Origin of the sequence: uncultured Roseovarius sp., from assembly GCF_913054395.1 — a bacterium.
Lineage (GTDB): Bacteria > Pseudomonadota > Alphaproteobacteria > Rhodobacterales > Rhodobacteraceae > Roseovarius.
Window position 1 is genome coordinate 1 of sequence record NZ_CAJXIP010000111.1, and the last position, 11,328, is coordinate 11,328.

The 11,328-nt window shown below is 60.4% G+C and carries 8 protein-coding genes and 1 tRNA gene; 1 reads left to right on the forward strand and 8 read right to left on the reverse strand.

Going from position 1 to position 11,328, the window contains the following annotated elements; all coding sequences use genetic code 11:
- On the forward strand, positions 1-3,513 hold a 3,513-nt coding region (locus QZ522_RS14020), incomplete at its 5' end, for a vitamin B12-dependent ribonucleotide reductase (RefSeq protein WP_294612755.1).
- Between the two features lie 168 nt (positions 3,514-3,681).
- Here the strand turns inward: QZ522_RS14020 and QZ522_RS14025 are convergent.
- The 8 genes from QZ522_RS14025 to QZ522_RS14060 all read right to left on the reverse strand — a co-directional run bounded on the left by QZ522_RS14025 (position 3,682) and on the right by QZ522_RS14060 (position 11,327).
- Positions 3,682-4,653, reverse strand: a complete 972-nt coding sequence (locus tag QZ522_RS14025; RefSeq protein WP_294612758.1) for a dipeptide ABC transporter ATP-binding protein — start codon at positions 4,651-4,653, stop codon at positions 3,682-3,684.
- Positions 4,650-5,627 (reverse strand): ABC transporter ATP-binding protein, encoded by a 978-nt coding sequence (locus QZ522_RS14030; protein ID WP_294612760.1) that lies wholly within the window; start codon positions 5,625-5,627, stop codon positions 4,650-4,652. The genes QZ522_RS14025 and QZ522_RS14030 overlap by 4 nt, the downstream gene beginning before the upstream one ends.
- Before the next feature lie 4 nt (positions 5,628-5,631).
- Entirely contained in the window at positions 5,632-6,537 is a 906-nt protein-coding gene (locus QZ522_RS14035) for an ABC transporter permease subunit (protein ID WP_294612763.1), read from the reverse strand.
- On the reverse strand, positions 6,537-7,544 hold the full coding sequence (locus tag QZ522_RS14040) for an ABC transporter permease subunit (protein WP_294612765.1): 1,008 nt from the start codon (positions 7,542-7,544) through the stop codon (positions 6,537-6,539). The genes QZ522_RS14035 and QZ522_RS14040 overlap by 1 nt, the downstream gene beginning before the upstream one ends.
- A complete protein-coding gene (locus QZ522_RS14045; RefSeq protein WP_294612768.1) occupies positions 7,538-8,647 on the reverse strand; it encodes a Xaa-Pro peptidase family protein in 1,110 nt (369 codons plus the stop codon). The genes QZ522_RS14040 and QZ522_RS14045 overlap by 7 nt, the downstream gene beginning before the upstream one ends.
- A 74-nt stretch (positions 8,648-8,721) precedes the next feature.
- Entirely contained in the window at positions 8,722-10,314 is a 1,593-nt protein-coding gene (locus QZ522_RS14050) for an ABC transporter substrate-binding protein (RefSeq protein WP_294612770.1), read from the reverse strand.
- Between the two features lie 31 nt (positions 10,315-10,345).
- Positions 10,346-10,972, reverse strand: a complete 627-nt coding sequence (locus QZ522_RS14055; RefSeq protein WP_363319844.1) for an XRE family transcriptional regulator — start codon at positions 10,970-10,972, stop codon at positions 10,346-10,348.
- Between the two features lie 278 nt (positions 10,973-11,250).
- A tRNA-Ile gene (locus QZ522_RS14060) sits at positions 11,251-11,327 on the reverse strand.
- Position 11,328: the final 1 nt, after the last annotated feature.

The window sequence follows — 11,328 nt, forward strand, 5'->3', positions numbered from 1 at the left end:
AAATATTTCCGCAAGGCCGGCGTGCCCCTGCGCCTCAAGAAGGTCAAGGAAAAGGGCGTTCCTGAATTCCTGTGGCGCTCGGTGCCTGCCGAAAACGGTGTAGAGACCGGTGGCGAAACAAGTGCCAAGCAGGTGTTCGACCGCCTCGCCGGGGCTTGGGCCTATTGGGGCTGGAAAGGTGGCTATTTCTCGACCGAGGCAGACGCAAGCGCCTATTACGACGAAATGCGCTTCATGCTCGCCAACCAGATGGCCGCCCCCAACAGCCCGCAGTGGTTCAACACCGGCCTGCATTGGGCCTATGGCATCGACGGTCCCGGCCAGGGTCACTTTTATGTCGATTTCGCAACCGGCAAGCTGACCAAATCCAAAAGCGCCTATGAGCACCCCCAGCCGCACGCCTGCTTTATTCAGTCGGTGGCGGATGACCTTGTCGGCGATGGCGGCATCATGGATCTCTGGGTACGCGAAGCACGCCTTTTCAAATACGGCTCTGGCACCGGCACCAACTTTTCAAGCCTGCGCGCCGCAGGTGAAAAGCTCTCGGGTGGCGGCAAGTCCTCGGGCCTGATGGGCTTTTTGAAAATCGGTGACCGCGCGGCGGGCGCGATCAAGTCGGGCGGCACCACGCGTCGCGCGGCCAAGATGGTGATCTGTGACGCCGATCACCCCGATATCCAGGAATTCATCAACTGGAAGGTCAAGGAAGAGCAGAAAGTTGCCAGCATCGTTGCCGGTTCCAAGATGCACGAGGAAAAGCTTAACGAAATTTTTGGCGCGATCCGCGCCTGGGACGGCAGCAGCGAAGATTCCGTCGACCCCAAGAAGAACGAACAGCTCAAATCCGCGATCCGCAGCGCCAAAAAGGTCGCGATCCCAGAGACATACGTCAAACGCGTGCTGGATTATGCCAAGCAGGGTTATGAGAGCATCGAATTCCCGACCTATGACACCGACTGGGATAGCGAGGCCTATGCATCCGTTTCGGGGCAGAACTCGAACAACTCGATCCGGGTGACAGATGCTTTCCTTCGGGCGGTCAAGGACGATGCCGACTGGGCGCTGATCAACCGCACCGACGGCAGCGTCGCCAAGACCATCAAGGCGCGTGATCTCTGGGAAGATGTGGGCCATGCCGCATGGGCCTGTGCCGACCCCGGCATTCAGTATCACGACACCGTCAACGCCTGGCACACTTGCCCCGAAGATGGCGAGATTCGCGGCTCGAATCCCTGCTCGGAATATATGTTCCTGGACGATACCGCCTGTAACCTGGCCTCGATGAACCTTCTCAAGTTCTACGGTGGCGGCACGTTCGATGCCGACGCCTATGTCCATGCGTCGCGCCTCTGGACCGTGACGCTCGAGATTTCGGTGACCATGGCGCAATTCCCCTCGAAGGAAATCGCGCAGCGCTCTTATGATTTCCGCACGCTTGGTCTTGGCTATGCCAATATCGGTGGCCTGCTGATGAATATGGGCCTTGGCTATGACAGCGATGAGGGTCGCGCGCTTTGTGGTGCCCTGACCGCCGTCATGACCGGGGTCGCCTATGCCACCAGCGCCGAAATGGCTGGCGAGCTGGGCGCCTTTCCGGGCTACAAGCGTAACGAAAAGCACATGCTACGGGTGATCCGCAACCACCGCAACGCCGCTTACGGCGCGACCGAGGGCTATGAAAGCCTTGCCGTGAAACCCGTGCCGCTTGACCTGACCAATTGCCCCGACGCCCGCCTGGTCGATCTGGCGATGGCAAGCTGGGACGAGGCACTCAAACTTGGTGAAAAACATGGCTTCCGCAATGCCCAGACCTCGGTGATCGCGCCGACCGGCACCATCGGCCTTGTGATGGATTGCGACACCACCGGGATCGAGCCGGACTTTGCCCTGGTGAAGTTCAAGAAGCTTGCCGGTGGCGGTTACTTCAAGATCATCAACCAATCGGTGCCCGCCGCGCTTGAAAAGCTTGGCTATGGTTCGGCGCAGATCGAAGAGATCGTCAGCTATGCCGTCGGTCACGGCACCATCGGCAACGCGCCGGGGATCAACCATACCTCTCTGGTGGGGCATGGCTTTGGCGCAAATGAATTGGCCAAGGTCGATGCGGCCCTGGGCTCGGCGTTTGATATCCGCTTTGTGTTCAACCAATGGACGCTTGGGCTTGAATTCTGCACCAATGTTCTGGGCATCCCGGCCGAACAGCTCAACAACCCGACCTTTGACCTGCTGGCGCATCTTGGCTATTCGAAAAAGGATATCGAGGCGGCCAATGATCACGTCTGCGGTTCGATGACCCTTGAGGGCGCGCCGCACCTTGACCCGGCGCATTACCACGTCTTTGACTGTGCCAATGCTTGCGGCAAGAAAGGCAAGCGTTATCTGTCGGTTAACAGCCATATCACGATGATGGCGGCGGCCCAGTCGTTCATTTCCGGGGCGATTTCCAAGACCATCAACATGGCCAACGACGCCACCATCGAGGATTGTCAGAAAGCCTACGAGCTAAGCTGGTCGCTTGGCGTCAAGGCCAACGCGCTCTATCGCGACGGCTCGAAACTGAGCCAGCCGCTGGCCGCTGCGCTTGTCGAGGATGATGACGCCGCCGCAGAGATCCTTGAAAGCGGATCGGCGCAGGAGAAAGCCAGCGTTCTGGCCGAAAAGATCGTCGAGAAGATCATCGTCAAGGAAATCCAGAAATCGCACCGTGAAAAGCTGCCTGCTCGTCGCAAAGGCTATACCCAAAAGGCGATTGTCGGTGGTCACAAGGTCTATCTGCGGACCGGCGAATATGAAGACGGCAACCTTGGTGAAATCTTCATCGACATGCACAAAGAGGGTGCTGGTTTCCGCGCGATGATGAACAATTTCGCCATCGCCGTGTCGGTTGGCCTTCAGTACGGTGTGCCGCTTGAGGAATTCGTCGATGCCTTCACCTTCACCAAGTTCGAGCCGGCCGGCATGGTGCAGGGCAACGATAGCATCAAGAACGCCACCTCGATCCTCGACTATATCTTCCGCGAACTCGCGGTCAGCTATCTCGACCGCACCGATCTGGCGCATGTCAAACCCGAAGGCGCAAGCTTTGACGATCTTGGGCGTGGCGAGGAAGAGGGCGTGTCGAACGTCTCGGAGATGAGTGGCGATGCCGCAAGCCGGTCGCTTGAGGTACTCAAGCAGATCAGCTCGACCGGCTATCTGCGCAAGCGCCTGCCGCAGGAACTTGTCGTTCTGAATGGCGGTCAGCATATGGCCCGCGCCGCGAATGCCGGGATCGATCCGGTCAGCGCGCTGGAAACCCTCGTGCCGGCCACCTCATCGGGGACGATGACGGCGACCGTGGCGACCACCACCACGGCGATGGCATCGGGAACCGTTGGCATGGATGCGCGCACCAAGGCCCGCCTGCAAGGCTATGAGGGCGAGGCCTGCGGCGAATGCGGCAACTTCACGCTGGTGCGCAACGGCACCTGCATGAAATGCAACACCTGCGGTGCGACAAGCGGGTGCAGCTAAGCCTTTGGGCGCAAAGAACAAGTTCTGGGGCGGGTGCGCTCGCCCTGAACGCGGATCGGGATACAGGCGAAAAACAATCGGGCGGTAAATAATCCACCTGATCCGTGATACTGGGGGGCCTCCGCGCCCCCTTTTTCTTGCCTGAGCCCTATGATCCCAGCCGCTGGTTCACTCTGCGCCGGGCTGATTTTCGGGAAAGAAACAGGCTGCGCTATGGGGCTCTGCCGTCAGGGTCGGGCGCTCTTTTCGGCAGCGGTCCTGGGCCTTCCAGCAGCGCGGCGCGAACGGGCAGCCCTCGGGAATCGCAAGCGGCGAGGGCAGTTCCCCGGCAAGCTTGATCCGGGTCTTGTGCATCGTCGGGTCGGCCTGTGGCGTCGCCGACAGCAGGGCTTTGGTATAGGGGTGGAACGGCGCGGCAAAGACATCGGCCTTGCTGCCCTTTTCGACGGCGCGCCCGAGATACATCACGATCACCTCGTCGGCGACATGGCGCACCACGCTCAGGTCATGGCTGATGAAGAGATAGGAGAGTTGCAGCCGGTCCTGCAGATCCACCAGAAGATTGAGGATCGCGCTTTGAATGGACAGGTCCAGTGCCGAAACCGGCTCGTCCAGAACCAGAACCCTTGGATCAAGCATCAGCGCGCGGGCAATGGCGATGCGTTGGCGCTGTCCACCGGAAAACATATGCGGGTAACGGTCGAAATGCTCTGGCCGCAAGCCGACCAGTCCCAGCATCTCGCGCGCCTTGGCCGCACGTTCATCGGCGGGCATGTCAGGGCGGTTGATCACCAGAGGTTCCTGAAGGATTGTCCCTATGCGCTGGCGCGGATTGAGCGACCCATAGGGATCCTGAAACACGATCTGCACCGATTTGCGCAGCGCGGGCCAGTCGTCGGTGGCCACCGGCTTTGCGTCAAGCGTCAGCGTTCCGGCGGTGGGCTCCTCGATCATCGTGATCAGCCGCGCAAGGGTGGACTTGCCACAGCCGGATTCGCCCACCACGGCCAGAGTCTTGCCGGGATAAAGCGCGAAATCCACGCCTGCGACGGCTTCGAGGGTGGCCGGCTTGCGCAGCAGGCCGCGGTTGACGTTATAGTGGCGTTGAAGGCCGGTGGCCGTCATCACGGGCGCGCTCATGAGACGATCCTTTCGTCGGTATTCAGCGGGTAAAAGCAGCGCGCATGGCCAAGGTCGGCGTCAAGCGGCGGCGGCGAATGCGCACGGCAGCGGCCATCGGCAAAAGCGCAGCGCGGCGAAAAGAGACAGCCCTCGGGGCGGTCAAACTGCCCCGGCACGACACCGGGGATCGTCGGCAGGCGCTTTTCGGTCGCGCGCTCGGGCAGGGCATCCAGAAGCGCCGAGGCATAGGGATGGTGGGGCTGTGCAAATAGCGGCACAACGCCCTGTTCTTCAATCTTCTGCCCCGCGTATTGCACGCTGACCCGTTCGGCGGTTTCGGCGACGACGCCCATGTCGTGGGTGATCAGCACAAGCCCCATGCCGGTGTCGTCGCGAAGTGACACCAGCAGATCGAGAATCTGCGCCTGAATGGTCACATCAAGCGCGGTCGTCGGCTCATCCGCGATCAAGAGCTTGGGCTTGCAGGCGATGGCCATGGCGATCATCACCCGCTGATTCATGCCGCCCGAAAGCTGATGCGGATAAGCCGAAAGCCGACGCTCCGGGTCGGGGATGCCGACCTGTTCGAAAAGCTCGATGGCGCGGGCCTGACGTGCCTTGCGGCTTAGCCCCAGATGCGCGCGCAGCGATTCCCGGATCTGCCAGCCGACGGTGAAACAGGGATTGAGCGACGACATCGGTTCCTGAAAGATCATCGCCAGGTCATTGCCTACGATCTTTCGCCGCGCCTTGCTGTCGATGTGCAAAAGATCGTGCCCGTCAAAGCTCATTTCGTCGGCAGTGATGGTTGCGGTCCAGGGCAAAAGCCCCATGACCGCCAGCATCGACACCGATTTGCCGGACCCGCTTTCGCCGACGATGGCAAGAATTTCGCCCGTGTCGACGTCCTGATCGACGCCGTCCACCGCGCGAAACTTGCCCGAGGCGGTGGCGAAATCCACGCTGAGATTACGGATGCGCAAAAGGGACATCTGGCTAGCTCCGCTTCAGTTTCGGGTCAAGCGCATCGCGCAGCCCGTCGCCCATCAGGTTGATGGCAAGGACGGTGACAAGGATGGCAAGGCCGGGGAAGGTGACAACCCACCAGGCACGCAGGATGAATTCGCGCGCCTCGGCAAGCATGGTGCCCCATTCCGGTGTCGGTGGCTGTGCCCCCATGCCCAGAAAGCCAAGGGCGGCGGCATCGAGGATCGCCGTGGAAAACGACAGGGCGGCCTGCACGATGATCGGCGCCAGGCAATTGGGCAGCACGGTAACAAACATCAGCCGCAGCGTGCCTGCCCCGACCACGCGCGCCGAGGTGACGTAATCCTTTTGCAGTTCGGACATCACGCTGGCACGTGTCAGGCGCACGTAATGGGGTTGCAGCACGATGGCGATGGCGATCATCGCATTGGTCAGCGACGGCCCGAGGACCGCGACCAGCACGAGCGCCAGCAACAGAGACGGAAACGCCAGCACGATATCCATGATCCGCATGATGATCGTATCGACCCATTTCGGCGCAAAGCCCGCGATCAACCCGATGATGATGCCTCCGGTGGCGGCGATGCTGACCACGATGACGCCGACAAAAAACGAAAAGCGCGCCCCGATGATCAGCCGCGAGAGCATGTCCCGCCCAAGCGGATCGGTGCCAAGGACGAATTGCCAGCTGCCGCCATCCTGCCATGCGGGGGGGCGCAGGGTGTCGGTGCGAAACTGCATGGTGGCGTCATGCGGCGCGATCCACGGACCAAATAGTGCCAGGAAGGCAAAGACCGCAAAGATACTAAGGCCAATCACCGCGCCGCGGTTCTCGCGGAAATAAAACCAGAATTCGCGCAACTGGCCTGAGCGCTTCTGGCCGATGGGTTCGGTAACGGGTTGCGGATTTTCCATCAGCGTTTCCTGATCTTGGGATTGATGATGCCATAGAGCATGTCCACGGTCAGGTTGACGATCATCACCATGACCGCGATCAGCAGAAGGCCGCCCTGAACGACCGGATAATCACGCCGGAAAATGCTGTCGACCATCCACTTGCCGATGCCCGGCCAGCTGAAGATCGTTTCGGTCAGGATCGCCCCGGCCAGCAATGTGCCGACCGAAAGCCCGATCACCGTGATCACCGGGATAAGCGCGTTGCGCAGGGCGTGAATGCCGTTGATGCGCCCCGCCGAAAGGCCTTTGGCGCGGGCGGTGCGTATGTAATCCTCGCCCAGCACCTCAAGCATCGCCGAGCGGGTCTGGCGCGCGATCACCGCCAGCGGGATCGTCCCGAGCACGACCGTCGGCAGCACAAGGTGGCGCAGCGCCGAGCGGAAGGCACCGGTCTGACCCGAAAAGATGCTGTCATACAGCATGAAACCGCTGGGGTCGGGAAAGTAATACAGAAGGTCGATGCGCCCCGATACCGGTGTCCAGCCAAGGTTGCCCGAGAACACGATGATCAACAACAGCGCCCACCAGAAGATTGGCATCGAATAGCCCACCAGTGCGGTCGACATCAACGCGCGGTCAAAGAGTTTGCCCCGGTTGACGGCAGCGATCACCCCCGCCGGAAGGCCAAGCGCAAGCGCAAAGATCATCGCACAGATCGACAGTTCGAGGGTGGCCGGGAAAAGTGCAAAGAATTCATCCCAGACCGGGCGTTTGGTCACGAAGGAATTGCCAAGATCGCCCTGAATGACGCCGCTCAGGTAGTCCCAGAATTGCACATAGATCGGCCGGTCAAAGCCGAATTGCGCCGAGAGTTGCTCGTAGCGTTCCGCACTCAGCCCGCGTTCCCCCGCCATGACGACGATCGGATCGCCCGGCAAGACCCGGATAAAGCCGAACGAGATGATCGTCACACCGATGAAGGTGGGGACGAAGGTCAGCAAACGGCTCAGGATATAGTTCAGCATGGGATCACCGTAAGGTCCTTGGGATACTGCGTGAGACAGCGATGGCCGCTGTCGGTGATCAGCACGACATCCTCGATCCGGACGCCAAAATTGCCGATCTCGTACAGGCCGGGTTCGTTGGTATAGACGGTGCCCGCCGGCAGGGGCATCGGGTTGCCACGCATGATATAGGGGGGCTCGTGGACCTCACGGCCAAGACCATGGCCGGTCTTGGTGCGGATGCGCCCCGCATAGGGCGAGGCCTCTAGAACGCCGGTCACCTCATCGTCGATGGCATGGGCGGTGACGCCTGCGCGGGTCACTGCAAGACCGGCCAGATTGGCGCGCAGCACGGTGTCATAAACCGCGCGGGCCTCTTCGCTGGCATGCCCAAGAAAGACCGTGCGGGTGATATCGGCGGCAAACCCGTCCTTGCGTGCCCCGAAATCAAGCAGGATCGCATCGCCGGGTTTGATCCGGTAATCCGCCCGCGCCTTGGCATGGGGCAGGGCGCTTGCATCATTGGCCGCAACAATCGGCGCAAAGGCCAGATCGTCGGCGCCTTCGGCAAACAGCATCTGCACAAGCGTCTGTTCGATCTGCTGTTCGCTCTGACCGGGGCGTATGGTGTCAAGCGTGCGGCTGAGGGCGCGTTCGGAAATGGCGATGGCGGCCTCTATCGCGGCAATATCCCCGGCGGTCTTGATCATGCGCAGGCCGGAAATTTCGTACTCGCCGTCAATGATATTCAGATCGGGTTGCGCCCGGAGCAGGGCATGATGGACAAAGACCCGCATCACCTGGCCTTCGACCGCCAGAGACCCAATAGCGAGATGCGACAGCAACGCGGCAAACTCTGCGTCATAGCCGGTCTGATCGCGCCAGTCGAACACCGCGCCGTCAAATCCAAGCAGGCCCCAGCTTCCCAGTTCAAGATTGGGCACCAGCGCCGCCGCAGAGCCATCTTTCTTGATGATCAAGACGAACGGGCGTTCATGACTGGCGAAGGAATGGCCAAGCGCGCGGGTGAAATTCGGTCCCGGAACAAGGGCGACCGCGTCAACCCCGAGACGGGTGGCGACGGCGGCATAATCGGCAAGGTGATCAAGTGGCGAATGTGCCATGCAAGGCGTCCCGGCGCTGGAGGGAAAATAGAAAGGGGGCGGCAGTTGATGTGCCGCCCCGGATGCCTTGTGCCTTATTGCGACAGGCCGACCTGATTGAAGATATGGCCACCCAGCGGATGCACCACATAGCCCTCAACCTCGGGGCGCATGGTCATGTAGACGACCGAATGTGCGATCGTGGCCCAGGGTGCCTGTTCCTTGAAGATCACCTGCGCCTGTTCGTAAAGCGGGGCGCGTTCGGCCTGTGTCGGCAGAACCTTGGCCTGTTGGATCAGATCGTCGAACGGCTTGTGACACCACTGCGCGCGGTTCGAGGCGCCAACCCCGTCACAGCCAAGCAGCACGGCCAGGAAGTTGTCCGGGTCGCCATTGTCACCGGTCCAGCCCAGCAGGACGGCGCCGTCACGATCCTCAGCCTTGGAACGATCAAGATATTCACCCCACTCATAGGACACGATCTCGACGTTGACACCGACCTTGGACAGGTCCTCTTGCATCAACTCGGCCATGCGCCGGGCATTGGGATTATAGGGGCGCTGCACTGGCATCGCCCAGATCTTCATGTCAAGACCGTCAATGCCTTCTTCAGCCAGCATCGCCTTGGCGGCCTCGGGGTCATGGGCATCATCCTGCACCGCCTCGTTATAGGACCACATGGTCGGCGGCAGCGGGTTCTTGGCGATCTGGCCAGAGCCCTGGAACACCACGTCGATGATCGCCTGCTTGTCGATTGCCATGTTCAGCGCCTTGCGCACCTTCGGATTGTCGTAGGGCGCAACCTTGGTGTTATAGGCCAGATAGCCGACGTTCAGGCCTTCCTGCTCCATCACCACGATATCCTCGGCATCCTTCATCGCCTGAACATCGGCGGGGTTGGGGTAGGCCATGACGTGGCATTCGCCCGCCTGCACCTTTTGATAACGTACGGAGGCATCCGGCGTGATCGCGAAGATCAGCGATTGAACCTTGGCCTTGTCGCCCCAATAACCATCGTGGCGCAGATAGCGGATCACCGCGTCTTTCTGATAGGCCTGAAGCGCGAACGGGCCGGTGCCGATCGGTTTCTGGTTCAGCATCTCTGGCGTGCCGGCCTCAAGCATGGCGTCGGCGTATTCCTTGGACACGATCGAGGCAAAATCCATCGCCATATTGGCAATGAACGGCGCCTCGGGGCGCGTCAGGTGAAAGACCACGGTGTAATCGTCAACCTTCTCGATGCTTTCGACCAGATCGGGCATCGACATGCCGCTGTAGTATTCCCACGTGCCACCGGAGACCTGATTATAGGGGTTCTCGGAGTTGCCCTGGCGGTCAAAGGAAAAGATCACGTCGTCGGCGTTGAAATCGCGCGTGGGCGTGAACAGGTCGTTGGCGTGAAACTTGACGCCCTGACGCAGTTTGAAGGTGATGGTCTTGCCATCCTCGGACACATCCCAGCTTTCGGCGAGGCCGGGGATCACCTCGGTGGTGCCGACCTTGAATTCGGTCAGGTGATCGTAGATCGGGTGGCTGCTGGCATCAAAGGTGGTGCCTGCGGTGTAAAGCGCCGGGTCAAAGCCCTCGGGCGAGCCTTCAGAGCAGTAAACCAGTGTTTGCGCGGACGCCGCCGAGACACCAAGCGCCGTCAGCAAAAGGCCTGCGGCCAAATTGAGTTTGATAGACATTTTCGCTCTCTCTCTGTTGTGTTTTGGGTTGTTATTCCCGGCGCAGGCTTGGCCGTAGTGGGACAAGGTTGTCGGGCGTGTCGCGATCTTGCGATTGCTGCGGCCCGACCTGCGCCGATTTCTCGTATTGCATCTTACCGACCCACAGAATGCGGGCCGGAAGATCTGTCTTGTTGGACCAGCAATGTGGCGTCTCGCCAAGATAATGGAGACTGTCGCCAGCGGTCATGAGGTAGTCACGCGCGCCCACGGTCTGTGATATTTCACCATCGAGAACATAGATGATCTCTTCTCCGACATGGGTCACGACCTCGGATTGATACCCCGGCGGCACGTTCATGATGAAGGACGTCAGCTCGTGCCCCGGCGAGGCGATGCCGATCTGTTCGTATTCGATCGACGACCCCGCAATCGCAAAGCGCGCACGATGTTCAGAGCGCGTGATGCTGTCGGCGGTTTGTGGCTTTGCGATGAAGTAATCGACATCCACGCCAAGCGCGGTTGCGATCTGCGAGAGCGTGCCGAGGGACGGGGTCGCATTGCCGCGCTCGACCTGGCTCAGATAGCCGACCGACACACCGGACTTCGCCCCGAGTTCCTGTAGCGTAAGCGAAAGCCGGTGACGCATGCGTCGCATACGCCTGCCCAGCTCATTCACAGTTTCCTGTTTTCGTGCGTTCAAAAGTGCCCCCGAGGAACAGGCATTCAGACCTGCTCGCAGAGCCGCAGGCTGCAAGTAAAAAAACTTTGGGTCAAGGATAATTTTTATGATCGGCAGACGGGGCAAACAGTACAACGCCGACGCCGGTCAAAAGAAGCAGGCCAGGGTCATGCCTGGAGTTTGACGGGGAAATCCTTGGGGGCAATGGTAACCAAACCTCGGACCCATTGAATCCGTTGGGTATTTTCCGGATCTGTCGGGGTCGGGGTGGATTTTGGTAGGCCCGGAGGGACTCGAACCCCCAACCAAAGCGTTATGAGCGCTCTGCTCTAACCAATTGAGCTACAGGCCCG